Here is a 24785-nt window from a genome sequence, read left to right on the forward strand (position 1 = left end):
CGCTCACACTGGCGCCCGATCAGGTGCCTCGTGCACGGGCGGACGCCCGGCGACACCGACACCCCGCACCATACCCGCCCTCGGCACCCCTCATGCGCCGCCGAGGCCCCGGGATCGCATCCGCCCCGCCAGCAGCCGAGAATTCTGTAATCCGACCCGGTGCTGCCAGTCTCCGATCCTGAGGGCGGTCAACGCGCAGCGCGGGTGCCGCGCGGACGAGCACACAAGGAGTGACACCCATGTCGTCAGCCGGTCGAGCACTACCCTATGCCGGGTTGGTCGTCGCGGCCCGACAGGGCGACCAGCGCGCCCTCGATGACGTCGTCGCGGCCTCGCTCCCGCTGGTCTACAACATCGTCGGGCGTGCGCTGCGCGGTCACGCCGACGTCGACGACGTGGTCCAGGAGACGTTGGTACGGGTGATCCGGTACCTGCCCGCGCTCAACGACCCGGCGGCGTACCGATCGTGGCTGGTGGCGATCGCCATCCGTCAGGTGCGTGACTGGGAACAGCGCCGACGGCTCGCGCTCAACCGCGACGCGGGGCTCGACGCGATCCACAACGTGCCGGACCCGGCCTCCGACTTCGCGGGGATGACCATCCTCCGGCTCGGCCTCACCGACCAGCGACGCGAGGTTGCCGAGGCGACCCGCTGGCTCGACCCGGACGACCAGGAGCTGCTGTCGCTGTGGTGGCTTGAGGAGACCGGCGAGATCACCCGCGCCGAGGTCGCCGACGCGCTGGGGCTGTCACCCGGGCACGTCGCCGTGCGGATCCACCGGATGAAGGAGCAGATCCAGAGCGCTCGGGGCGTCGTACGCGCGCTCGGCGCCCGCCCCGGTTGCCCGGACCTGCGCGCCGTGAGCGGCGAGTGGGACGGCACTCCCAGCCCGCTGTGGCGCAAGAGGCTGGCCCGACACGTCCGCGACTGCGCGTTCTGTGGGCGACTGGGCTCCACGCTCCTACCGATCGACCGGCTGCTCGCCGGTCTGCCGATGCTGCCGTTGCCGGCGGGTCTGAGCGCCCAATTTCCGAGCGCGGCCGCACCCCCGGCTGCCGCGCAGGCCGTCGGGCACCACCCCCCGGGCCCGACGGCCGGGCACACCGCCGGGACGACCCCGCCCGGCGGTGTGCCCTCCGACGGCGGCGGTGGCCCGAGCATCGTCGACCTCGCGGTGAACCGTCCCCGTGGCCTGGTCCCGTCCCTCGCCGTCGGGGTCGCAGCGGCAGTTCTCGCCATCACCATGGCGGTGGTGATCCTGCCGGAGGACCCACCAGCGCCCTCGTGGGCTGCACCGCCGCCCGCCGCGCCCACCGCCGTGGCCAGCCCGAGCGTCGCACCGTCACCGAGCGCACGCCCCTCGTTGAAGGCTCCGGTCGTCCCGGCGGTCAGCTCCGCCCGCAAGGGCGTCGGAGTGTGGAACTTCGCCGGAGCCAGTCAGGCGTTGGCGAACTCGAAGGCCGGCTGGTATTACACCTGGGGCACCCAGCACCCGGGAATCAGCACGCCGCGCGGTGTGACGTTCGTGCCCATGATCCGCAGTGCGGAGAACGTCACCGCCACGGAGCTGGCCCGGGCCAGGGCGGCGGGGCCCGATCTGCTCACCTTCAACGAGCCGGACATGCCCGAGCAGGCGAACATGACCGTCGAGCAGGCGCTGGACCTGTGGCCGCAACTGATGGCGACGGGCAGCAGACTGGGCAGCCCGGCGGTCGCCTGGGGCGGGCCGGATCCGCAGGGTTGGCTGGACAGGTTCATGACCGGCGCCCAGGCCCGCGGCCACCGCGTCGACTTCATCACCCTGCACTGGTTCGGCGCCGACTTCACGACCAGCACCGCGGTCGACCAGCTCCGGCGGTATCTCCAGGCCGTCCACCAGCGGTACCGCAAACCGATCTGGCTGACCGAGTTCGCACTGATCCGCTTCGACAGCGGCGGCGCACAGTTCCCGGGTCAGGAGCAGCAGGCGGCGTTCCTCACCGCGGCCACCACCATGCTCGGCCAACTGTCCTATGTGCAGCGGTACGCGTGGTTCGGCCTGCCCGCCACGGACAAGGACCGGTCCGGGTTGTTCAGCAACGGCACCGAGGCGACAGTGGTCGGTCGCGCGTTCCAGGCCGCCCGTTGAGCGGCGACGCGCCGGTGGACCAGCAGCCGACCACGACCAGACGCCCGGCGTTCGGTGGCCGCGCCGGGCGGATCGTCGGCGTCGTCGCGACACTGGTCGTGACGACGGTGGCGGTCGGGCTCAGCCAGAGTTGGGGCCGCGCCGACCAGACCGCATCCCCGTCGGCCGCAGCCCCGTCGGCCGGTCCCGCGCCGACCGCGTCGGTGGTGCTCAACAGCACCGATGACGCGTTCATCCAACTGCTCATCCCGATGAACGAGGGTGCGCTCGCGCTGATCGACCACGTCGACAGCCGGTCGACAGGGGCGGACCCGTCGCTGCGGGCACTGCTCAACGACCTCCGGGCTGCTCACCAGGCCGAGTTGCGGGACCTGCGCGGGCTGCTGGCCGCGGGCAACGTCCCGGAGCAGAACATCCACGAGGGGCACCAGATGCCCGGCATGGTCACCGACGGCAGCCTCGCCGAGCTGCGCGCCGCAACCGACACCGAGGTGCCGTCCCGGGCCGCCGCGTTGGTGCGGGCGCACCTCGCGCAGACCGTGGTTCTGTGCCGGGGCGAGCAGACCGCCGGGGGCAGCCCGGAGCTGAGGGCGCTCGCCGGCCGGATCCAGCAGGCCCGGGCCGCCGAGTTGAGCGCACTGGACGGTCGGCCCGGCGCGACCGGAACCCCGCACGCCGACTGAGCATGCCGCGCAGAAGACCTACCGACGTCGCGGCGCCGCTGCTCAGGCCGGCGTCGGGTGGTCTGCGTCGAACCGGTCGCGCGTCAGGAACGCCAGCTGGGCCCGCTTGTCCGGCATGTCGATCTCCGAATCGAAGGTGAACCCCTCGATCTCCAGTCGGCGCAGCGCGAGGTGGTTGCGGATGTCCGGCTCGACCACGATCCGCTGGGCGGCCGGGTCGCGGAACAGGAAGCGGGCGAGGGCCGGGCCGACGACGTTGGTGAGGCCGCGGGCGAGGCGCCGGTCGGGGCTGAGCAGCAGGTGCATCCCGATGTCACCGGGCTGCACGCGGTAGCGCTCGCCGACCGGGTCCGCCTCGGGCTGGTAGGTCTGGAAGAGGCCGACCGGCTCCGCGTCGACCATGATCAGGTACGCGTGGTGCGTCGGCAGACTGTCCACGAAGGCGTAGATCTCGCGTACCTGTTCCAGGGTGTGCGAACCCATGCCCCAGAACGAGTTTCGGGGTTGGGTGACCCAGCCGTGCAGGAGGGCGGCGTGCCGGTCGGGGTCGACGGTCACCAATGACAACTCACCGAGACCGGCGATCTTCTCCAGGTACGTCATCGGGCGCTGTCCTCTGTTCCATCCGGGGCGCGACTCAGGTTAACCTCCCCTAACCAAGGATGACCTTACCTGGAGGGGTGCGTGAAACGGAACTGGGAGGCCCTGGTCCTCAAGGCCATGGGAGGCCGGGACTTTCGGTTGACAGTGCTGGGCACCGAGTCGATCGACGGCCACTATCAGCGGCTCCTCCTGGACGGCGGCGGCCTGCTGGAGGCGTGCGGGGTGCACCCCACGATGTGGATCCGGCTGTGGTTCGACAACGACGGCCGGGCACACCAGCGCGCGTACACCCTGGTGGACCCCGACCCTTCCACCGGCCGGTTCACCCTCGAATTCGCCGTCCACGACGGCTGCGCCGCCCGCTGGGCCACAACCGCCCAGGTCGGCGACACCATCAGCGCGACCGTCCAGGGCAGCGCCTTCGACCTGCCCGACCCGGCGCCCGAGCACCTCTACCTCGTCGGCGACGCGGCCTCGCTGCCCGCGGTGAACAGCCTGCTCGACGCCAGCGCCGACATCCCGGCGACGGTGTGGCTGGAGTACGCCCACGAGGGCGAGAAGGCTCTCGCGTTGCGTGCCCGGGCACACCACGACGTCACCTGGGTGCCTCGGCGCGACGACGGTCAACACCTCGTCGACACGGTCTGCGCGGCCCTGCCGACCAGCGGCGCGGGGCACTACTGGGTGGCCTGCGAGGCGGCCACCACCCGTGGCATCACCCGACACATCCGACGAACGCTGGGCGTCGACAAGGACCGGGTGACCTCCCTCGGCTACTGGAAAGCCGCATGAAGGGTCGGCTCGGCACCCTGACCGCGCTGTACGTCACGCAGTACCTCGGCGTCGGCTTCATCACCGTCGGGCTGACCGCCATCCTGCGCGACGGCGGCACCTCGCTGGACACGCTGGCCCTGTTGCAGATCGTCGGCCTGATCTGGCCCATCAAGTTCCTCTGGGCGCCGATCCTCGACCGGTACGGCTCGCGGCATCGCGGCCACTACCGATCCTGGTTGCTCGTGCTCCAGACCGCCCTGGTGCTCGCTCTGCTGGCGCTGCTGCCGTTCACCGACCCGGCCGACGCGCTCGGCCCGATCGTCGCGATCTGCGCCGCGTACGTCTTCTTCTCCGCCACGCAGGACATCGCCGTGGACGCCGTGGCGGTCCGGATGCTGGCCGAGTCGAGCCGGGGGACCGGTAACGGGATCCAGGTCGCCGCGAGTTACCTCGGCAACCTGCTCGGCGGCGGGGCGTGCGTCCTGGTCTACGACCAGTTCGGCTGGGCGGCGGCGATCGGTCTGCTGGCCGCGATGACGGCGGTCGGGCTGGTGGTCGTGTGGCGGTTCCGGGAACCTCCGCGTACCGACCGGGTGGCCAAGGTCGGCACGGCCTACCGGGCGCTGCTGTCGGTGTTCGGCCAGCCGGGCTGCCGGTGGTGGACGTTCGGCGTGGTGCCGCTGGTCTACGTCGGGGCGGGGATGGCGTACGCCCTGGTGACGCCGGCCCTGGTCGACGCGGGGTGGTCGTTGGGCCGCATCGGCGTCGTCACCGGAGTGGTGACCAGCGTCCCGGCCATCGTGGCGGGCCTGGTCGCCGGGCTCGGCATCGGCCGGTTCGGGCGCGGCGGCGTGCTCGTGGTCGGCGGCGTGGCACTCACGGTGTCGACGTTGCTGCTGCTGCCGTTGATGAACGGTCGCGCCCCACTGGGCGGGACGGTCGCCGCGCTCTGCTGCTTCATGGTGGCCTACACCATCGCCAACGTGGTGCTCTACACCGTCAACATGGACTATTCGCGCCCCGACACCGGTGGCACCGACTTCACCGTCCTGTCGTCGTTCGGCCTGGTCTGCTCGTTCGTGGCCTCGTCCATCGGTCTCGCGGCCGCCGACGGGGTCGGCTACCCGCCGGTCGCGATCGCGGCCATCGTGCTGGTGGCCGCGGGTGTCGTCCTCGGCCTCGCCCACCAGCGGCGATTCCCCCGCAGGCCCGGTCCCGTCAGCTCGACGGCGGAGCACCCGACGGTGGATGGCGTGAAGGCCGTGGCGTGACCACGGTTCAGCCGGCCAGCGACACCACTCAGCCGGCCGGCGGTGCCACGGCCTCGGCGCGACTGCCGCAGCGGTGGCTGATCCTGGCCGTGCTCTGCGTCGCGCAGCTCGTGGTGGTGCTGGACAACACAGTGCTGACCGTGGCGGTGCCGGTGCTCACCACCGAGCTGGGCGCCAGCACCGCCGACGTGCAATGGATGATCAACGCGTACGCGTTGGTGCTGTCCGGGTTGCTGCTGACCGCCGGCAGCGCCGCCGACCGGTACGGGCGTCGTCGGATGCTGCTCACCGGGCTCGTCCTGTTCGGTCTCGGCTCGCTGGCCGCCGGGCTGTCCAGCAGCAGCGGGCAGCTGATCGCGGCCCGGGCCGGCATGGGTGTCGGTGGCGCGTTGCTGATCACCTCGACGCTCGCGGTCGCGATGCAGGTCTTCGACGCCACCGAGCGGTCCCGAGCGATCGGCATCTGGGCGGCGACCAGCGCGCTGGGCTTCGCCGTCGGGCCACCGATCGGCGGCACGATCCTCGCGCATCTGCCGTGGGGCGCGATCTTCCTGGTGAACGTGCCCATCGTGCTGGTCTGCCTGTTCGTCGCTCGCGCGCTGATACCCGAGTCCCGTGACCCGGCCGGTGGCCGCCTGGACGTGGTGGGCGCGGCGCTCTCCACCGCCGGCCTGACCGCTGTCGTCTGGGCGATCATCTCCGGGCCGGAGCACGGGTGGACCTCGGCTGAGGTGCTCGGGGCGGCGACTGTCGGCGTACTCCTGCTCGGGTTCTTCGTCCGCTGGGAGCGGCGGATCCCGCACCCCATGCTGGACATGCACTTCTTCCAGGACCGGCGGTTCGTGGGCGCGATCTCCGGGGTCGTGCTGATCACGTTCGGTGCCACCGGCGCGTTGTTCCTGCTCACCCAGCATCTGCAGTTCGTCCGCGGCTATCCCGCCTGGGAAGCCGGTCTGCGGATGGCGCCCTTCGCGCTGTCCATTGTGCTGCTCAACGTCAGCGGCGCGGTCGCGGTCGTGATCCGTCGGCTCGGCCTGGCCGCCGCCATCGCCATCGGTATGACGCTGCTCGCGGGCGGTCTCGCGCTGATCACCCTCTTCCCGTCCGACGGGTACGGGGTGCTGCTGGCCGGGCTGCTCGTGATGGGTGTCGGGTGCGCGTTGGCCAACCCGGCCATCGTCGAGGCCGTGATGAGCGCCATCCCGGCGCAGAAGGCCGGCGCGGGCGCGGGTGTCGACGGCACCATGACCGAGGTCGGCAGCAGTCTCGGCATCGCGGTGCTGGGTGCGGTGCTGAACGCCCGGTTCGCCGCCCTGCTGCCGGCGGCCCTGGCCGGCGCCGGATCGTTTCCCGCCGCCCTGACCGTCGCCCGCGACGGAGCCGAGCGGGAGGCCGTCACTGTCGCCTTCGCCTCGGCGCTGGAGACGGGACAGTTGGCGGGCGCTGCCGCGGTGCTGATCGGTGGGCTGGTCGCCGCCGGGCTGCTCTACCGGGCAGACCGCCCCAAAACCGCCCAATAAGGGTAGGCTACCCTAATCACGACATCGTCGTAGTCGACGGAGGCGGTATGCGGCTGTACCTGACCGCGCTCAACCCCACCGACGCCGTGCTGGAGGGGTTCCTTCCCGCGGCGACGTCGCTCGGGCTGTCGGTCACCGTGTTGACCGACCGGCCGGCGGAGTGGCCGGCGGGCGTGCCGGTGGCGCGCTGCGCGGTCCGGGACGCGGCCGCTGTGGTCGCGGCGACGGCACCGACCCGACCGGTGGCGCTACTGTCCAACAGCGACCACCTTCAGGAGGCCACCGCGATCGCCGCACGGAAGCTCGGTCTGCCCGGCAAGGATCCCGACGCCGCCCGTCTCTGCAAGGACAAGGCCGCGGCCCGCCGGGTGATCGCGGCTGCGGGCCTCGATCTGGTACGCACCGCCACCGTCGATCCCGGTGCCGCACCGCAGGTGCCGGACGGGATGTTCCCAGCCGTGGTCAAACCCCGCGAGGGGGTGGCCAGCGAGGACGCGTACCTGGTGACCGACCATGCCGAGCTGGTCGCCCGGATCGCCGAGATCCGTGGCCGTCGGCCGGACGTGGCCCTGGTGGTGGAGGAGTACCTCCCCGGCGAGCTGCGGACCTTCGAGACCCTCGGCGACGGCACGGCGTTGGCCTCCCTCGGCGGCTGGCGCACCGGCCTCGGGCCGCCACCGACCTTCACCGAGGAGAGCCTCGCCTGGTCGCCTCCGGCGGAGCCGGAGACCACCCAGCTTCGGGCGCGGCTCGACGCGCTCGGGGTCGGCTTCGGCGCCTGCCACACCGAGTACGTCATCGCCGACGGCAGGGTCCGACTGATCGAGGTGAACTACCGGCTCATCGGCGACCGGATGGACCTGATCCTCTCCGACCTGCTCGGTGTGCCGCTGTTCGAGCACGTCATCCGACTGCACCTCGGCGAGCCCCTGGCCGCCCTCGACCTGCCCGCCACGGTCGACCGATACGCCCAGGTCGAGTACGTCTGCGCGGATCGTTCCGGCCGCCTGGTCGCCGCGCCGGGCCGAGTGGACACCGTCCACGATGATGTCCGGCTGGGCTGCCATCCGCTGCGCGAGGTGGGGCGCACCGCCGAGCACACCGGCACGAACCGCGACTACCTCGCCGTGCTGCACGGGATCGGCCCCGACGAGGGCGCGGTCCGCCAGTCGCTGGCCGCCTTCCGCGGCGACCTCCAGTGGACCATCGTCGAGTGAGCGACGACTGCGAGCGGGAGGTGTTCACCCGGGTCCTCGACGCCCTGCTGCGCGAGGATCACCTCGGTCTGCTCAGCACCGGCCGACCGGACGGGACCGACTGGTGGCAGGCACCGCACCCCGCCGGCCTGCTGCGGATCCCGGTCCGGGCGGACGGGTTCCAGCAGGCCCTGCGCAGCGCCGCACCGATGGTGCTGCTGCTCGACAGCAGCGGCGACACCGACTGCACGGACACGGTGGAAGGCCTGCTCAGTTTGCTCACGCCTCAGGGCAACGCCGAGGCCGAGGCCGGCTGGCGGGACTTCGGCGTCGAGTGCCGCGCCGACCTGCGCGCCCGGCGGCTCGCGGCCCGACACCGCTCGCGGGTGCTCGCCGAGGTCGCCGCCGAACGCGCCAGCACCCCCACGGGACTGCCGACGGCGCTCCTGGACGACGTACTCGCCGCCCACCACGGCCACCCGGTCTACCCCACCGACCGGTGCCGGCACGGTCTCGGAGACGACGACCTCCTCCGGTACGCCCCGGAGCACGCCCCGCGTTTCGCGCTGCGCTGGTACACCGTCCCTGCCGGGGACGTCCAGCTCACCGGCGAACTCCCGTCCTGGTGGCCACGCGCACGACGACCGGGCCAACTGTTGCTGCCGGCGCACCCGATCACCGCCAACCGCGACGGGTTACCGGTGACGGACCTGCCGGCGATCACCGTACGGCCCACCCTCTCCATGCGGACGGTGGCGCTCGACGATCACCCGTACCTGCACCTCAAGCTGCCGCTGCCGACCGCGAGCCTCGGCGCCCGCAACCGGCGCACGCTGCACCCCGGCTCGCTCGCCGACGGCGCGGCCGTGGCCGCGCTGCTCGACCGGATCGCCAACGCCGAACCAACCTTCGCCGGGCGGATCCGGCACGTCGACGAGAGCACCTGGGCGCACGTCGGCGGCGACGAGCGGCGCAGCTTCCTGCTGCGCCGATTCCCGGGTGATCTGGCCGGCGTCCACGTGGTGCCGGTCGCGGCCCTGGCCGCACCGGACCCGGTCGCGGCAACGGTCCTCGAACGGATCAGCCCCGAGCGGCCCGGGGCGCTGCTGGAGTCCTATCTGGACCTGCTGCTCGACTGGCACGTCTTCCTCTGGCTCCGCCACGGGATCGCGCTGGAGGCGCACCCGCAGAACATCCACCTGCTGGTGCACCCCGACGGCACTGTCGGCCTGCTCTACAAGGACAACGACGGGGCCCGCCTCGACCCGCGGCACGGCGGCCCGGGTGGGCTCACCCTCGACGACGACCGGATGTGGGCGCGCGACCCGCAGGAGCTGGCCGACGTGTTCATCACCATCACCCTGCACCTGGCCGCCGCCGCACCCCTGGTCGCGCTGGCCGCCCGAGGGCTGCCCGTGCCGTCACCCGCCGAGGCGCTGGCACCCCGGCTCGCCGCCGCCCGCGACCGGTGGGGTGACGGGCCAGCAGCACGGACCTTCACCGACCGGGTTCTGCGGGCCGGCCACCTGCCCATCAAGGCGATGCTCACCGCCGGCACCCTGCTGCCCAAACAGCGGCTGGGCTGCACCGACATCAACAAGTACTACCTGCGTACCGGCCCGAACTACCTCCGGGAGACACGATGACGAGCGCCCAGTTGCGCTCCCGCCCGGCCACCGAGACCGGTCAGCTCGCCGACCTGGCCACCGCCCACGCCGTCTTCGGTTGCCTGGTCCGCGAACTCACCCCTCCGGACAGCGGCCCGAGCGTGGTCGACGGTGCCGCGCATCTGCTGCTGCGGCACCTCGGCGTCACGGTGCGCTGCGGGGTCGCGCGACACTCGCCGCTCGGGGCGCACCGCTACACCGGCCCGGTGCAGCGGCGTACCGACAACGGACGGTGGGTCGACCTGGACGCGGACGGGCTCGCCAGCCTGGTCGCGGCCGAACTCACCACCCGCACCGGCCTGGCCAACGACGAGTTCGTCGAGCAGGTCCAGGCCAGCCGGGACACCGTGGCCCGGCTGCTGGCCGACCGGCCGACCGAGGACCCGGAGCCCACCGGCGAACCGGCCATCGACGCGTACGTCGACTCCGAACAGTCACTGGTCTTCGGCCACCCGCACCACCCCACCCCGAAGTGGCGCAGCGGTGACCCGGAGAGCTGGCGGGCGTACGCCCCGGAGCTGCGCACGTCGTTCCGGATGCACTGGCTCGCCGTACCCGATGACCTGGTCGCCGGCGCCGGGCCGTTCGACGCGCTCGTGGCCGCCCTCGACCCGCCCCGGCCCCCGCACGGGCACCGCGTCCTGCCGGTGCATCCCTGGCAGCTGTCACTGATCCCGCCGACGCACCCCCGGTTGCGGGACCTGGGGGAGGCCGGCGTGCCGGTGCGGCCCACGGCGAGCGTCCGCACCCTCTACGCCCCGGCGGCCGACCTGTTCGTCAAGACCAGCCTGCACGTACGGATCACCAACTGCCTGCGCAAGAACGCCCGCTACGAGCTCACCGGCGCGGTGGCCCTGACCGACCTGCTGGCGCGGGTGCCGATGCCGGACGGGGTCGGGCTGCTCACCGAACCCGCCTACCGCACTGTCGACGCCGCCGGCCCGGACGAGGCGTACGGGACGATCCTGCGCAGCGGCCTGCGCCCGCACCTGCGCCCGGGCGACACCCCGATGCTCGCGGCGGCGCTGGCCGCCACGCCACTGGTGACACCCGACCCGGTGGCCTGGTGGCGGGCGTACGTCGGGCTGCTGGTGCCGGCGGTGCTGCGCTGCTGGCTCAGCCACGGCGTCGTGCACGAGGCGCACCTGCAGAACGTTGTCGTCGTGCTCGACCGCGACCGTCGCCCGGTACGCATGCTGCTGCGCGACCTGGAGGGGGTGAAACTCGACGCCGAGCGTTGGGCGACCTGGCCGGAGGGGGTCCCCGCGCAGGTCCGCTACGGCCCCCTGGACGCCCGGCGCCGGATCGTCTACTGCCTGTTCGTCAATCACCTCGGCGGCATCTGCGGGGCGCTCGCCGACGCGCGACCGGGAATCGAACGGCGGCTGTGGCAGGAGCTGCGGGCCGTCGTCGAGGCGGTCGCCGCCGACCTGGACGACCCACCCGAACTGCGCGCGCTGCTGAACGGTGAGCCGCTGCTGGCCAAGGCGAACCTGCTGGTCCGGTGGCGGCGCGACGCGGACCGGGCCGCACCGTTCGTGCCGGTGCCCAACCCGCTGGGCGGGTCACTGTGACGCGACCCGTCTACGTCCACGACCTCGACGCGCTGGCCACGCAGGCCCGGGCCATCCGGGCGGCGCTGCCCCAGCCGGTGGAGCTGCTCTACGCGGTCAAGGCCAACCCGGACCCTGGTGTGCTGCGCACCCTTGCCCCGGCCGTCGACGGGTTCGAGGCCGCGAGCCGTGGTGAGCTGCGCAGACTGGCCGAGGTGCTGCCGGGGCGGCCCCCCGCCGCGTACGCCGGGCCGGGCAAGACCGACGCGGACCTCGCCGCCGCCCTCGCCGCCGGGGTGCACCGCATCCACGTCGAATCGCCCGCCGAGCTTCGGCGACTCGGCGCGCTGGCCACCGCCTCGGGCACCTCGGCCCAGGTGCTGCTGCGGGTGAACCTGCCGGTCGAGGCGCCCGGCGCGAGCCTGGTCATGGGCGGCGGGCCCAGCCCGTTCGGCATGGACCCGGCGGACGCGGTCGAGTGCGCCCGCAGACCACCCGCCGGCATCCACGTACGCGGAATCCACGCCCACCTGGCCAGCGGGCTGGACGCCCCTCTCGCCGGTGCGGTCGCCGCTGCCGTGGTCGAGTGGGCGGTCACCGAGGTCGGTGCCGCCGAGGTCGACGTCGGCGGAGGCATGGCCGTCGACTACACCGACCCTGCGGCGCGATTCGACTGGGTCGACTACGGCCGGGCACTCGCGGACGTCCTCGACGCGTACCCGGGGGTGCGGCTGCGCATCGAGCCGGGCCGGTCGGTCACCGCCTACTGCGGGGCGTACCTCACCGAGGTCATCGACGTGAAGCGCTCCTATGGCGAGTGGTTCGTGGTGGTGGCCGGGGGCACCCACCACCTGCGTACACCGGCGGCGAAGGGGCACGCGCAGCCGTTCCGTGTACACCGGCGGCGCGGCGTCGAGGGCGTGCGTACCGACGGGGGACCGGTCACCGTGGTCGGGCAGCTCTGCACCCCCAAGGACGTGCTGTCCCGGTCGGCCACCGCCGGGCCGATCGGCGTGGGTGACGTGCTGGCCTTCGCCATGGCCGGGGCGTACGCCTGGAACATCAGCCACCGCGACTTCCTGCTGCACGAGCCCCCGCTGTTCATGAACGGTGACCCGCAGGAGGTGGCCGCCGAATGGGCGGCCCGACCATCCAGGACGTGATCCAGGCCCAGGCGAACGAGCGATCGGCAGGGTTTTCTGGCACGGTGGGTCCAGTGCGGCGCAGTGTCGCCGAGCCACCAGCTGCACCAATCGAGAGGGCGTTACGTGGACTTCACGCTGTCGACGCGGCAGGGGCGGATCGGCACAGTGGTCGAGGTCGCCGGTGACGTGGACATGAGCACCGCACCGGAGTTGCGTGACCGGTTGAGTCAGGCGGTGGAGGACGACGCCCGGGTGGTGGTGGACCTGACCGACGTCGGGTTCATGGACTCCAGTGGCCTGGGGGTGCTGGTGGTCGCCCACAAGGACCTGCGTGCGCGGAACGGCTGGCTCGCCCTGGCGGGGGTCGGCCGCTCGGTGCGTACGGTGTTGTCGATCACCTCGGTGGACCGGGTCATCGGAATCTTCGACACAGTGCAGGATGCCGAGGAGGCGTCACCGGCGGCGTCATGACCGCCTCACTGCGGGTGAGGGCTGGCACGGGCGGTGTCAGCGCCAGCGGTGCTTGATCGCAGCCCGTGGCCGCCGTACCAGTCGATGATGAGCAGTGTGGCGTCGTCAGCCAGAACCGGCCCGGCGGCCGCCAGCACAGCGTCGGACAGCGCCCGGACCGCCTCGCGCGGATGCAGATGCGCGATGCCGAGCAGAGCGGTGGGCAGATCCAACGTGGCGGCGTTGCGTTCGCGCACTCCGTCGGTGACGACGACCAGCCGGTCACCGGGCAGCAGGGTGATCGTCTCGCTGCGGTAGCCCTCGTCGGCGAACATGCCCAGTGGGAAGTTGGCGGGCAGTTCGAGCGTCTCAGCCCGGCCCTCGCGGACCAGTGTCGGTGGGACGTGCCCGGCGTTGAGCAGCTCACAGCGCCCGGTCGCCAGGTCGATGCGGCCGAGCACGGCGGTCACGTAGGCGCCGCGTACGTTGGCGTGCTCCGCGAGGGCCCGGTTGGCTTCCTCGGCCTGGGCGACGAGGTTGTCGCCGCGCCGGCGAGTGTTGCGCAGGCTGCCCACCCCGAGCGTGGCGGTCAGCGCGCTGGCCACGCCGTGGCCCATCGCGTCGGTGACGCCGACGTGCAGCACGTCGCGGGCCACGCTGTAGTCGAAGGTGTCCCCGCCGACGCTCGCAGCGGGTTCCAGCCAGCCGGAGAGGGCGAACGCTCCGGCCTCGCAGGTGAACGAGGCCGGCAGCAGGCGGCGTTGGATCTCGGCGGAGAGGGTGAACGGGGTGCTGCGCTGGCCCCATTCGAACAGGTCGGTGTGCCGGCGATTGGCGATGACCACGAATCCCAGCGCGTGCGCAGTGCGGGCGATCCGCGCGAGCACGGCCACGTCCGGCTCGTCCAGCAGGTCGATCTCCAGCAGGCCGATGGTCTCGCCGCGTTCGGTGACGGGTGCGAGCACCCTGCACCTTCCGTCGCCGTGGAGCAGCTGGACGGTCTGCTGGCGCAGCGCCTGCTCGTAGGGCCCGCCGTCGAAGGGGAGGACCTCGGCGGCCTCCTCGCCCTGATGACGGCCGGGGTGGCCGGTGGCTGTCTGGTGGGTCAGCCGGACCAGCGCCCGGCCGCTGAGATCGGCGATGAGCAGCGAGACGCTGAGCGCGTTCAACGCCCTGGCGATGGTGCCGGTAACCGCTTCGACCGCCTCGACCGGTGCTGCTTCCTCGGCCGCCTGCAACATCCCGGTCAGCACGCCCTCCTCGTTGTCCTCCACGGGTTGAGCATAGGCACCTACCGTCCCGGTGTTTCGGCGTGGACGGCTGGGCCTTCCCCCGGTGAGCAGGTAGTCGTAGCGCTGCGGAGCGGGCGGCCCGACCGCCTGGGTCGTGCCCCGGAGAGGCGGGAACGCTTCAGGATGTTATCGATAACATGCTATCTTTCACCCGGGAGTGAAGGGCACGCTCCCGGTCACCGCAGCCAGTCGCGAAGACGCGCCGCCGCACGCCCTCGCCCGCTGGCCCCAGGTCGGTGACCCGTCCGGGCACCCCAGTCGATGCCAGGCGACCGCATTCCGTCGCCGGCCGACACGGCCCTACGGCAAGGAGCCCACGCAATGCTGAAACGTAGGTATCTCCTCCCATCCATCATGGCCGCGGCACTTCTCCTCGCGGCCACCGCCGGCGGCGCACTGAGCGGCGGCTTCGGTGCGACAGCGGTCGCCGCCACCAACGGCACCCTCGCGGCCACCGCCGGCTGCGGCAAGGCCCCCACGCTGACCAACGGAACGCGCACGATCCAGAGCAGCGGACAGAGCCGCACCTACAACCTGCGGATCCCGGACGGGTACGACCGGAACCACCCCTACCGACTGATCTTCGGGTTCCACTGGTTGAACGGCTCGGCCAACAACGTCACCTCGGCCGGTTACTACGGGCTTCAGCCGCTGTCGAACAACAGCACGATCTTCGTCGCGCCGCAGGGCCTCGACGCCGGCTGGGCCAACACCAACGGTCGGGACCTGACCCTCTTCGACGACATCTCCCGACAGATCGAGAACGACCTCTGCGTCGACACGACCCAGCGCTTCGCGCTGGGCTGGAGCTACGGCGGGGCCATGAGCTACGCGGTGGCCTGCGCCCGGCCCACCGTCATCCGCGCGGTCACCGTCCTGTCCGGCGCCAACCTCAGCGGATGCAACGGCGGCACCCAACCCGTCGCCTACTTCGGCATCCACGGCACCTTCGACAGCGTGCTGAACATCTCGCAGGGTCGGCAACTGCGCGACACGTTCGTCCGCAACAACGGCTGCACCGCGCAGAGCCCGCGCGAGCCGAGCCGAGGCAGCCTCACCCACATCACCACCGCGTACGCCGGATGTCGAGCGGGCTACCCGGTGCAGTGGGCGGCGTTCGACGGTGACCACACCCCCAGCCCCGTCGACGGGTCCGGCAGCCCGAACGACTCCCGGACGTGGACCTCGGGTGAGATCTGGCGGTTCTTCAGTCAGTTCGAGTCGACCACGCCACCCACGACTCCGCCACCCACCACTCCGCCGACGACCCCGCCCCCGACCACTCCGCCGCCGACCGGCGAGCCGGGCACCTGCGCCGCCACCTACCGGGCGGTCAACAGTTGGCCCGGTGGCTTCCAGGGCGAGGTGACGGTGGCCAACCCCACGGCCACGACACTCAACGGCTGGACCGTGGGCCTGACCCTGGCCGGCGGCCAGGCCATCAGCAGCCTGTGGAGCGGCACCAACACGGGCACCACCGGTAGCGTCACCGTGCGGAACGCCGCCTACAACGGCACGTTGGGCGCGAACGCCTCGACCACGTTCGGGTTCACCGCCACCGGCGACGGCGCCACCCCACCGGGCAACGTCACCTGCACCAGTCCCTGAGCACGCAGAAGAGGGCCCGGAGCCAGCTGGCTCCGGGCCCTCGTGACGTCGGTCGTCAGCCGTTGTCGATCAGACTGGCGATCTCGTTGTAGATCAGGTGCGCCTTCGCGCCCTGGTTCGACGGGCAACCGCCGAGGTGGTGCAGGGCGATCACCCGGTGGCTGGCGTTCAGCACCGGCGACCCCGAGTTGCCGCCGGAGGTGTCACAGCTGTAGCTGATGTTGTAGGTGTTGTAGTTCGCGTTCTTCACCGTGCACGTCGCGCCGTTCTGGGTGTCCTCGTAGATGGACAGTCGCTTCGGGTTGCCGTCGCCGTGGCCCGGGACGTACATCCGGGTGCCGGTGGTGGTGGCGGTCGTCGCCAGGTACAGGGTGCCGAACGACTGGATGTTGGCGAAGTTGTTCACCGAGTACAGGCTGTAGTCCAGCTGGCTGGAACCGCCGCTGCTCACCTTGTAGAGGGTGGCGCCGCTGACCTTGGTGCCGGCGCCCGGGTTCGAGCCGCCACAGGTGGCGCACTGGTAGTTGAACTGCATCTCGCTGCCGCTGACGGCGGACTGCGTCGAGAAGCAGTGCTTGTTCGTCAGCATGCGGTTGGTGTTGCCGACCCGCCAGGTGGTGCACATCCCGCCACCGCTGATCAGCAGCCGCGCCACCGCCCTGCCCTTGGCGTACTCGTTGGGGTGGCTGGTCTGGTAGCAGACCACGTCGCGGCGGGCGTCGGTGCTGCAGACGGACTGCGTGGTGAAGTTGTGCTGCTTGATCTCGGTGGCGTCGTAGCCGCGCCAGAACCGGTCGATGGTCGCGGCGCTGGTGCGGGAGGAGCGGCTGCTGTGCACCGTCACCACAGCGGTGTCGCCGTCCACCGACATCGCCCAGAAGCCCGGTTGTCCGTCTGTGGTGTAGTCCGCGCCGGTGGCCCGGTTCAGGTGGCGGTCGTACCGGTAGCTCTCCCGACCGTCGGGGCTCGACACGGTCACGTACTCGCCGTCGGCCAGGCGCAGTGAGCTGAAGTGCACCTTGACGTACGACGCGCCGGGGTGCCGGATGATCTGCTTCCCGCCCTCCTGTGCGTGTGACAGCGAGCCGTCGATGGTCCGGAGTTCGCCGACCGTGGTGACGCCCTCAGCCGAGAACTGGTCTGCTTCGGGTGCCCGCTGGGATTGCGGCGCGAGTGGTTGAACCGAGTACGCCTCGGCGGCTGGTACTGACAGCAAGCTCAGCCCGAGTGTGCCGGCGCCGAGCGCGACGGCCACCGTTCGTAGGCGGCGCAGGGCATGTTTCATCGTCGCTCCTCCCGAAGAACCAGCACCCAGACGTGCTTGCAGCCTTCATACCGGAAGCTAAAGACACATGCAAATCTATCTATCTCTTGTGGGTCTGTTGTCACCCGACCCCACGGCCTTGTTCCGGTCGACGTGGCTGCGGCGCAGGACCCGGGCCCCGATCAGCCGCTGGTCAGGGGATCTCCCCGCAGGGGTGTCGCCAGCTCCGCGGTCGCCGATCGCGGGCGGGGACGGTGCCCGTCGCCCCGGTTCAGCCGGAACTCCCCCAGGGCACCGGACGTGGCGAGGAGGTAGGTGACGCACGGCGCGGGGTCGCGCAGGATGAACGCGGCTCCGGCGGTCACCGCGATGTGCTGAGCCTGCAGCAGCGCGCTCACTCCGTGCGCGCTGAAGAACCGCACCGCGGAGAGGTCCACCGCGACCACCGGCGCCGACGAGTCGCAGGCGCACGCCACCAACTCGGTGAGCAGGTGTGCGTTGCTCATGTCGATCTCACCGGAGACGGTGATCAGCTTCGTCGAGCCCGCACAGGTCAGGGCCAGCGACATGATCGGGTCACCGAGCCGGTCCGGTCGACGGTCCGCGCGCTCACCAGATGTGCCGGTCTCCCACATGACGCCTCCGCTCCGCAACGGCCACGCCACCCGCAGCGGCACGAGACGCCACCCGGGAGGCTGGAGGGCGCATGTCTTGACCCGTGCGTGTTCCTACCCCGAGGAAGCCCGCTCAAGCCTGCCGGCAGTGTGAGGAGAACGGCTCCGGTCGAGCCGGGTGCGGGTCAGTCGGCGACGACGAGCGCCTGGGGCGCCGCGGCCTTCATCCGGGTACGCAGCCACTTGAGCTGGATGGCGGTCTGCCCCTCGCAGCGCCGCACCACCGCGAGCAGATCCTGGTCGCGAACCCCGTACGCCGCCTGGCCGACGACGGTCCAGGCGATGTCGCACTCGGCGGCCATCAGGTACAGGTCCTGTAGGTCACGCAGCAGGCCGATGCCGCCGGTGCGGGTGCCCGAGAAGAGTTGCGAGTGCAGTCGGTCGGGTTCGTCGGGCGCGTCCTCGGCGTAGCGGGCGGCGAACGGTTGGAGCTGTTCGGCGTACTCGTCGCAGCGCTTCGCCTGCCGCTGACACAGGTGGCGGATGTCGGGTTCCTCCGCGTGCGCGTCGCCGACCTGCCGGAAAGCGTCTGCCAGATTGACCTGCGCGCGGTGCAGCAGGCCGAGGTAGTGGGCGAGGTGCACGGCTCACTCCTTTCCGCTGGTGGCCTCGGCGGCCGGCCCGCCGACGGTCGACGGCACGTGGGCGTCCGGGGGCGGCGCGCTGCCGCCGACCGTGGGCGCCGGCGAGGGTACGCCCCGGCCATCGGCGAGCTTCGCCACCGCCACGGCAGCGACCTTGAACAGAGGCTGCTTGGAGACCGGGTCCCACGCGGTGATGGTCAGCTCGTTCGCCGCGCGCGGTGTGCGGTCGTCCGGATCCTGGTCGAAGTAGCCGTAGTGGAACGGCACGAAGACGACACCCGGACGGATGCCGCAGAGCCGGGCGCGGGCCTGGATGGCGCCGCGCGGGGATGAGATGCCGACCAGGTCGCCCTCGGCGATGTCGAGTCGGGCGGCGTCGTCCGCGTTGAGTTCCACCCACACGTCCGGGGCTGCCTGGTTGAGCTGCGGGGCGCGGCCGGTCTTCGTCCGGGTGTGGAACTGGTAGACGGTACGACCAGTGGTGAGCAGCATCGGGTGGTCGTCGTCGGGCACCTCGGGTGAGGGCTGGTAGTCGACGGTGAGCAGGAACGCCCGGCCACGCGGCTCCTTGGCGCGGTACTCCGGCTCGGTGAACTCGGCGCCGGTGGCCAGGTCGTTGCCGTACGTCTCGCAGTAGTCGGGGTCGGTGTTGAAGGTCCCGTCGGTGTAGAGGCGCTCGGTGCCGTCGGGATGCTCCTCGGTGCAGGGCCACTGGATGCCGGAGCCGCCGCGAAGCTTCTCGTACGTGATGCCGGTGTAGTCGCAGGGCCGTCCGCGGCTGCACTCCTTCCACGCCTCGAACGCCTCCTCCGGCCCGGTCCACGGGATCAGCGGCTGGCCGTCACGGTCGCGGAAGTCCATCCGGCGGGCGTAGTCGAGGAAGATGTCGAGGTCCGTGCGCGCCTCGCCGGGCGGGTCGACCGCCTTGTCAGAGATGTGCACCGTCCGGTCGACGCTGGTGAACGTGCCGGTCTTCTCCGCCCAGGTGGCGGCGGGCAGCACCACGTCCGCCAGTTCGGCGGTCTCGGTCAGGAAGAGATCCTGCACCACCACGAACAGGTCGGGCTTGGCCAGCATCCGCCGGATCCGGGCCAGGTCCGGCAACGAGACGGCCGGGTTGGTGGCGGTGATCCAGAGCAGCTTGATCGAGCCCTGCTCGGCGTACCGGAAGATCTGCATGGCGTGCGTCGGCGGCGCCCAGTGCGGGATCATGTCGACGTCGACGTTCCACAGCCGGGCCAGTTCCTCGATGTGCGCGGTGTTGTCCCAGTTGCGCAGGCCGGGCAGGTCGCCGTCGGCGCCGGTCTCCCGGGTGTTCTGCGCGGTGGGCTGACCGTTCATCTGGTAGATGCCCGTCCCCGGCCGGCCGATCATGCAGCGGATCAGGTGCAGGTTGTTGACCGCGCAGGCGGCGGCGGTGGCCTGGTTCGACTGGTAGAAGCCCTGCAACACCGTCGACAGCAGCCGCTGCGACGAGCCGAGCAGCTCGGCGGCGCGCTCCACGTCGGCCGCGGGCACGTCGCAGATGTCGGCGACCCGGCGCGGGGGGTAACCGTCGATGATTCGGCACAGCTCGTCGAAGCCCACTGTGTGCGCGTCGACGTAGTCACGGTCGTACCAGCCCCGCCGAACGATCTCCCGTAGCAGGCCGTTCATCAGGGCCATGTTGGTGCCGTTGCGGACCGCGAGGTGCAGGTCGGCCTCCCGGGCGACCGGGGTGGCGCGCGGGTCCACCGCCAGCATCGCCGGTGGATTCGGCCCACGTCGACGGTCCAGCATCCGCATCCACAGCACCGTCTGCGTCTCCGCCACGTTGTGCCCCCACAGCGCGATCGCGTCGCAGTGGTCCACATCCGTGTACGAACCGGGCTGGCCGTCGGTGCCGAAGCTCGCCTTCATCGCCGCCGCGGCGGTGGCCGTGCAGAGCCGGGTGTTGCCGTCCATGTGCGGCGTGCCGAGGCCGGCCTTGCCGATCACGCCGAGGGTGTAGTACTCCTCAAGGAAGAGTTGGCCGCTGGTGTAGAAGCCGAAGTGCCCCCATCCCCCCGGCCCGTCGAGGAGTTCCTTCGACCGGGCCACGATCCGGCCCATCGCGGTGTCCCAGTCCGCCTCGACCAGGCTGTCACCGTCACGGACCAGCGGCCGGGTCAACCGGTCCGGGCTGTGGTTGGCCTGCCAGCCGTAGAGGTCCTTGGGGTCGAGCCGGCCCCGGTTGATCCGGTCCACGGCGCGGCCACGCACGCCCACGATCCGCCCGTCGGTGACCCCGATGTCCATGGCGTCGCCGTTGGAGTGCAGCACCGACGCGGACTGCACCCACCGGTCCACGTCGGCATCGCCCCGACCGTCGGCCAGATACCGGTCCACCCGTACCGGCCACTCCTGCCCCGGCCCGTACGGGGTTCGCTCACCCCACGGCTCGGCGATCCGGTCAACCACGACGCACTCCTCTCGGCTACCGCTCCGATGCCGCCCACGGCGGCGGGCCGGGTCAGCCCAGATTCACGATCAGTCTCGTCGCACCCACCGGGGAATGCGACGGGTTCAGCAGCACCTATACCGATCTCCCAGAGTCGGGTCCTTACACCTGCCGTCGCCAACCCGGCGGCCGTGCCTCAATCGGTGGCCGTCAGCGTGGCGCGCGTCGCGGGTGCCGCCGCTCCAGGAAGTTCGTCGGGCCGTCGGCTGTGACCCTCCCGTGGAGAGGCCCGTCCTGGTCTGGGACGGTACGTCCGCACCCTCGGGTCGCCGGCGCCCTCCGCCAGCGAGCCAGTGTTCTGCCCCACGGGCTGGTGCGCCTTGACCAGGAACTCAGGAAAATCTTCATTTCACCGGTTTCGTCGGGCCAGGCTGGAAGGGTGACAAGGAGGTCCTGTCCGTAGCCGGGGCTGGTCTCCGGCCGAAGAATCAGGAAATTCGTCATGAAGGCTGTCGTGTACCGCGGTCCGCATGAGGTCGCCGTCGAGGACCGGCCCGACCCCACCATCCAGGCCCCGACCGATGCGGTCGTGCGCATCACCACCACGAACATCTGCGGCTCAGACCTGCACATGTACGAGGGACGCACCTCCGTCGAGGAGGGCAAGATTCTCGGCCACGAGAACATGGGGATCGTCGAGGCCGTCGGTGACACAGTCAACCGGATCAAGGTCGGTGACCGGGTCTCGGTGCCGTTCAACATCGCCTGTGGCAGCTGCCGAAACTGCCTACATGGCTGGACCAGTTTCTGCCTGCGCACCAACCCGATGGAGGGGATGGACGGCGCCGCGTACGGGTACGCCAACATGGGCCCGTACGACGGTGGTCAGGCTGAGTACCTGCGGGTGCCCTACGCCGACTTCAACCTGCTGCGGCTGCCACCGGGCAGCGAGCACGAGAACGACTTCACCATGCTGTCGGACATCTTCCCCACCGGCTGGCACGGCACCGAACTCGCCCGCCAGGGTCCGGGGGACACCGTCGCCGTGTACGGTGCCGGCCCGGTCGGCCTGATGGCCACCCACAGCGCGTTGATCAGGGGTGCCGCCCGTGTCTTTGTGGTCGACAACAAAGCCGACCGCCTCGCCATGGCCGAAAAGATCGGCGGCATCCCGGTGAACTTCGCCCAAGGCGACCCGGTGCAGCAGATCATGGACGCCACCCACGGCGTCGGCGCCGACTGCGGCGTGGAGGCCGTCGGGTTCCAGGCCCACGACCCGGCCGGCAACGAGCATCCCGAGCTGGTGCTGGACAACCTTGTCAGCGTCGTCCGCTCCACCGGCGGGATCGGCGTGGTGGGCGTCTACGTGCCGCAGGACCCCAACGCCCCCGACCAGCAGGCACAGCAGGGCCGGATCGGCTGGCAGTACGGCACGTTCTTCAGCAAGGGCCAGCACATGGGTACGGGACAGTGCCCCGTCATGCGCTACAACCGCCAGTTGCGCGACCTCATCATCGCCGGCAGGGCGCGACCGTCGTTCCTCGTCTCCCATGAACTGCCCCTGACACAGGCACCCGAGGCGTACGAGCACTTCGACCGACGCGATCACGGCTGGACCAAGGTTCTGCTGCACCCCGGGCAAGAATCCTGACCGCGGCCCCTGAAGCCCCATCGGGCATCACATCGGTCTCGCTGGTCTGCCAGCCCGCTCACCGCCGTCGTCCTGCATTCCGCCGATGACGGCGACGGCACCTCGGTCGGGCCGTGCACCCCGACCGGCCGTCCGTGCAGATCCTGACGGGGTCGGTTCGACGTTGCTGAACCGACCCCGCGCGGAAATTGACAGATCAGAAGAGCCGGATGGAGTCCGAGATCCACTTGGCGGTGGCTGGCACGGTCAGGCTGGTGGTGAATGGGCCGAATCCGCCGTCAGTGTTGGCCAGTGAGGTGCTCATGCTGAACCGGCCGTCGCCGTGGGCGTACATCACTGCCGCGTCTGAGCGTCCGTCACCGTTGTAGTCGCCGGTGATCGTGCGGATCGAGTCCCAGCCCCAGGAGTTCGCCGGCACGGTGTAGCTACCGAGGAACGGGCCGAATCCGCCGGTGGCGTCGCTCAACGATGTGTAGAACTGGATTGAGGTGTCCTTGTGTCGGTACACCATCAGCGCGTCATCGCGGCCATCACCGTTGAAGTCACCGCTGGTGAGCCGGATGGAGTCCGAGATCCACTTGGCGGTGGCTGGCACGGTCAGGCTGGTGGTGAATGGGCCGAATCCGCCGTCAGTGTTGGCCAGTGAGGTGCTCATGCTGAACCGGCCGTCGCCGTGGGCGTACATCACTGCCGCGTCTGAGCGTCCGTCACCGTTGTAGTCGCCGGTGATCGTGCGGAACGAGTCCCAGCCCCAGGAGTTCGCCGGCACGGTGTAGCTACCCAGGAACGGGCCGAATCCGCCGGTGGCGTCGCTCAACGACGTGAAGAACTGGATTGAGGTGTCCTTGTGTCGGTACACCATCAGCGCGTCATCGCGGCCATCACCGTTGAAGTCACCGCTGGTGAGCCGGATGGAGTCCGAGATCCACTTGGCGGTGGCTGGCACGGTCAGGCTGGTGGTGAATGGGCCGAACCCGCCGTCAGCGTTGGCCAGTGAGGTGCTCATGCTGAACCGGCCGTCGCCGTGGGCGTACATCACTGCCGCGTCTGAGCGTCCGTCACCGTTGTAGTCGCCGGTGATCGTGCGGAACGAGTCCCAGCCCCAGGAGTTCGCCGGCACGGTGTAGCTACCCAGGAACGGGCCGAATCCGCCGGTGGCGTCGCTCAACGACGTGAAGAACTGGATTGAGGTGTCCTTGTGTCGGTACACCATCAGCGCGTCATCGCGGCCATCACCGTTGAAGTCGGTGTTCCGGTCGGTCGCCCCGGCGGGCGAATTGGCGGTGATCCAGGAAGCCAGGTCGTCGACCCGGGTCTCCACCGCGTCGCGGCGGGCCTCCGTCTCGCCGAGGCAACCGCCCTGCCAGGACGTGCGGTGCAGGGCCACCAGCTGAGGCTGCCCACCGACCAACCGAACAGTGGGACCACCCAGGTCGCCGCGGCAGATGACGGACTGCCCCGCGCCGACCATGCCCACGCTGTTCGCGCTCACGTCCTGCACGGTGAAGGGACCGGCATGCAACTGATCCGGAACCCACTCCGTGGCGGTGCGCCCGAAGCCGGCGACGGTCAACTGTTCGCCGACGGCGGGCGCGCTCGATGCCAGGGCGATCGGGGTCACCGCCACTCGGCGGGAGAGCCGGACCAGAACCACGTCACGATCGGCATGCGGGACCAACCGGAGGGCCGACACGACCGCTCCGGTCGACGTGGTCAGATCGGGGCGTCCCACCGTTACCGTGGTCGGCTTCGCTGGTGCCCCGGCCGCGACCGGTCGGCCATCAACGCTGAAGCAACTCTTGGCGGTCAGCACCCAGTACGGGTTGACCAAGGCACCACTGCAACCCCTCAGGCCCGGCCCCACGTCAATCTTGGCTGCGAACGCGAACGAGCCGTCCGTGACGGGCGTGCCCGCCCCGACGGCCTGGGAGGAGCCCGCGTTGAGCAGGCTCGCGGCGATGGCGGTGACGAGCAGAACGGCGCTTCGGGTTAGTCGATGGTGTGTGGATGACACCGGCGGTCCTTTCCGGATGAACGGCAGGCTCGGAATTGAGAGCGTTGGGCAGAATGCATCCCGCGGCGTGCCCATCCGAGAAGGGACGGGTTGATCCGCTTTTGGTGAGCAATGGGGTGTGCCAGCGGCACGGTCAATCGCCGAGCGGCTCGGCGAATGCTCAGCCGGGATGCCGCAGCCTTGCGCTGACAACAGGTGTGAGGCCGGCAGAAAGCCGGCGAAGCCAGGGCGGACTCAGACCCCTGGCCTGGAATTGAGCAAGGCGAACCGAGCCTGCGGTCAAGGCAA

19 protein-coding genes are annotated in these 24785 nt (G+C 70.9%); 12 read left to right on the plus strand and 7 right to left on the minus strand.

Annotated elements, in window-relative coordinates:
* Positions 1 to 239 precede the first annotated feature (239 nt).
* Together AC3CF1_RS22560 and AC3CF1_RS22565 are read left to right on the plus strand one after the other, a co-directional pair.
* A complete protein-coding gene (locus AC3CF1_RS22560) occupies positions 240 to 2129 on the plus strand; it encodes a sigma-70 family RNA polymerase sigma factor (RefSeq protein ID WP_488451203.1) in 1890 nt (629 codons plus the stop codon).
* Complete coding sequence (locus AC3CF1_RS22565; RefSeq protein WP_488451204.1) at positions 2126 to 2812, plus strand: DUF305 domain-containing protein; 687 nt, start codon at positions 2126 to 2128, stop codon at positions 2810 to 2812. The genes AC3CF1_RS22560 and AC3CF1_RS22565 overlap by 4 nt, the downstream gene beginning before the upstream one ends.
* A gap of 42 nt (positions 2813 to 2854) precedes the next feature.
* Here AC3CF1_RS22565 and AC3CF1_RS22570 read toward each other — a convergent pair whose 3' ends face one another.
* The gene (locus tag AC3CF1_RS22570) at positions 2855 to 3415 is read right to left on the minus strand and encodes a GNAT family N-acetyltransferase (RefSeq protein WP_488451205.1); all 561 of its coding nucleotides are present in this window, start codon (positions 3413 to 3415) and stop codon (positions 2855 to 2857) included.
* 81 nt (positions 3416 to 3496) lie between these two features.
* Here AC3CF1_RS22570 and AC3CF1_RS22575 point away from each other — a divergent pair, with 81 nt between their 5' ends.
* From AC3CF1_RS22575 to AC3CF1_RS22610, 8 genes are all read left to right on the plus strand, one after another.
* The gene (locus AC3CF1_RS22575) at positions 3497 to 4207 is read left to right on the plus strand and encodes a siderophore-interacting protein (RefSeq protein WP_354982656.1); all 711 of its coding nucleotides are present in this window, start codon (positions 3497 to 3499) and stop codon (positions 4205 to 4207) included.
* Positions 4204 to 5460 carry an MFS transporter gene (locus AC3CF1_RS22580; RefSeq protein ID WP_488451206.1) on the plus strand — a complete coding sequence of 419 codons (1257 nt, stop codon included), beginning with the start codon at positions 4204 to 4206 and terminating at the stop codon, positions 5458 to 5460. Before AC3CF1_RS22575 ends, AC3CF1_RS22580 begins: the two co-directional genes overlap by 4 nt.
* A complete protein-coding gene (locus AC3CF1_RS22585; RefSeq protein WP_488451207.1) occupies positions 5457 to 6980 on the plus strand; it encodes an MFS transporter in 1524 nt (507 codons plus the stop codon). The genes AC3CF1_RS22580 and AC3CF1_RS22585 overlap by 4 nt, the downstream gene beginning before the upstream one ends.
* Before the next feature lie 47 nt (positions 6981 to 7027).
* Entirely contained in the window at positions 7028 to 8197 is a 1170-nt protein-coding gene (locus AC3CF1_RS22590; RefSeq protein ID WP_488451208.1) for an ATP-grasp domain-containing protein, read from the plus strand.
* Positions 8194 to 9822: an IucA/IucC family protein gene (locus AC3CF1_RS22595; RefSeq protein ID WP_488451209.1), complete on the plus strand. Its 1629-nt coding sequence runs from the start codon at positions 8194 to 8196 to the stop codon at positions 9820 to 9822. Before AC3CF1_RS22590 ends, AC3CF1_RS22595 begins: the two co-directional genes overlap by 4 nt.
* Positions 9819 to 11417, plus strand: coding sequence for an IucA/IucC family protein (locus AC3CF1_RS22600; protein ID WP_488451210.1), 1599 nt, complete (start codon positions 9819 to 9821; stop codon positions 11415 to 11417). The genes AC3CF1_RS22595 and AC3CF1_RS22600 overlap by 4 nt, the downstream gene beginning before the upstream one ends.
* Entirely contained in the window at positions 11414 to 12559 is a 1146-nt protein-coding gene (locus AC3CF1_RS22605; protein ID WP_488451211.1) for an alanine racemase, read from the plus strand. Before AC3CF1_RS22600 ends, AC3CF1_RS22605 begins: the two co-directional genes overlap by 4 nt.
* A 105-nt stretch (positions 12560 to 12664) precedes the next feature.
* Complete coding sequence (locus AC3CF1_RS22610) at positions 12665 to 13012, plus strand: STAS domain-containing protein (RefSeq protein WP_088951341.1); 348 nt, start codon at positions 12665 to 12667, stop codon at positions 13010 to 13012.
* Between the two features lie 5 nt (positions 13013 to 13017).
* Here the strand turns inward: AC3CF1_RS22610 and AC3CF1_RS22615 are convergent, their stop codons facing one another.
* Entirely contained in the window at positions 13018 to 14265 is a 1248-nt protein-coding gene (locus tag AC3CF1_RS22615; RefSeq protein WP_488451212.1) for a PP2C family protein-serine/threonine phosphatase, read from the minus strand.
* Between the two features lie 339 nt (positions 14266 to 14604).
* Between AC3CF1_RS22615 and AC3CF1_RS22620 the strand changes: the two genes are divergently transcribed.
* Complete coding sequence (locus AC3CF1_RS22620) at positions 14605 to 15891, plus strand: cellulose binding domain-containing protein (protein ID WP_488451213.1); 1287 nt, start codon at positions 14605 to 14607, stop codon at positions 15889 to 15891.
* 55 nt (positions 15892 to 15946) lie between these two features.
* On the opposite strand, the gene AC3CF1_RS22625 is transcribed toward AC3CF1_RS22620, so the two are convergent.
* The 4 genes from AC3CF1_RS22625 to AC3CF1_RS22640 form a co-directional block, all read right to left on the minus strand.
* Positions 15947 to 17176, minus strand: a complete 1230-nt coding sequence (locus tag AC3CF1_RS22625) for a trypsin-like serine peptidase (RefSeq protein ID WP_355159966.1) — start codon at positions 17174 to 17176, stop codon at positions 15947 to 15949.
* Between the two features lie 161 nt (positions 17177 to 17337).
* On the minus strand, positions 17338 to 17790 hold the full coding sequence (locus AC3CF1_RS22630; protein ID WP_488451214.1) for an STAS domain-containing protein: 453 nt from the start codon (positions 17788 to 17790) through the stop codon (positions 17338 to 17340).
* A gap of 164 nt (positions 17791 to 17954) precedes the next feature.
* Entirely contained in the window at positions 17955 to 18413 is a 459-nt protein-coding gene (locus AC3CF1_RS22635) for a ferritin family protein (RefSeq protein ID WP_355159968.1), read from the minus strand.
* Between the two features lie 3 nt (positions 18414 to 18416).
* Positions 18417 to 20852 carry a molybdopterin oxidoreductase family protein gene (locus tag AC3CF1_RS22640; RefSeq protein ID WP_488451215.1) on the minus strand — a complete coding sequence of 812 codons (2436 nt, stop codon included), beginning with the start codon at positions 20850 to 20852 and terminating at the stop codon, positions 18417 to 18419.
* Between the two features lie 482 nt (positions 20853 to 21334).
* Between AC3CF1_RS22640 and AC3CF1_RS22645 the strand changes: the two genes are divergently transcribed.
* Complete coding sequence (locus AC3CF1_RS22645) at positions 21335 to 22483, plus strand: glutathione-independent formaldehyde dehydrogenase (RefSeq protein ID WP_488451216.1); 1149 nt, start codon at positions 21335 to 21337, stop codon at positions 22481 to 22483.
* Positions 22484 to 22679: 196 nt separating this feature from the next.
* On the opposite strand, the gene AC3CF1_RS22650 is transcribed toward AC3CF1_RS22645, so the two are convergent.
* On the minus strand, positions 22680 to 24497 hold the full coding sequence (locus tag AC3CF1_RS22650; protein WP_488451217.1) for an FG-GAP-like repeat-containing protein: 1818 nt from the start codon (positions 24495 to 24497) through the stop codon (positions 22680 to 22682).
* Positions 24498 to 24785: the final 288 nt, after the last annotated feature.

Source organism: Micromonospora sp. MGP-C2, assembly GCF_057766525.1.

What these genes read in the sequence shown, in the direction of transcription:
- AC3CF1_RS22560 (WP_488451203.1), top strand. Translation starts at nt 240, where the DNA reads ATGTCGTCAGCCGGTCGAGCACTACCCTATGCCGGGTTGGTCGTCGCG.
- AC3CF1_RS22580 (WP_488451206.1), top strand. Translation starts at nt 4,204, where the DNA reads ATGAAGGGTCGGCTCGGCACCCTGACCGCGCTGTACGTCACGCAGTAC.
- AC3CF1_RS22590 (WP_488451208.1), top strand. Translation starts at nt 7,028, where the DNA reads ATGCGGCTGTACCTGACCGCGCTCAACCCCACCGACGCCGTGCTGGAG.
- AC3CF1_RS22570 (WP_488451205.1), bottom strand. Translation starts at nt 3,415, where the DNA reads ATGACGTACCTGGAGAAGATCGCCGGTCTCGGTGAGTTGTCATTGGTG.
- AC3CF1_RS22625 (WP_355159966.1), bottom strand. Translation starts at nt 17,176, where the DNA reads ATGAAACATGCCCTGCGCCGCCTACGAACGGTGGCCGTCGCGCTCGGC.
- AC3CF1_RS22620 (WP_488451213.1), top strand. Translation starts at nt 14,605, where the DNA reads ATGCTGAAACGTAGGTATCTCCTCCCATCCATCATGGCCGCGGCACTT.
- AC3CF1_RS22645 (WP_488451216.1), top strand. Translation starts at nt 21,335, where the DNA reads ATGAAGGCTGTCGTGTACCGCGGTCCGCATGAGGTCGCCGTCGAGGAC.
- AC3CF1_RS22600 (WP_488451210.1), top strand. Translation starts at nt 9,819, where the DNA reads ATGACGAGCGCCCAGTTGCGCTCCCGCCCGGCCACCGAGACCGGTCAG.
- AC3CF1_RS22630 (WP_488451214.1), bottom strand. Translation starts at nt 17,790, where the DNA reads ATGTGGGAGACCGGCACATCTGGTGAGCGCGCGGACCGTCGACCGGAC.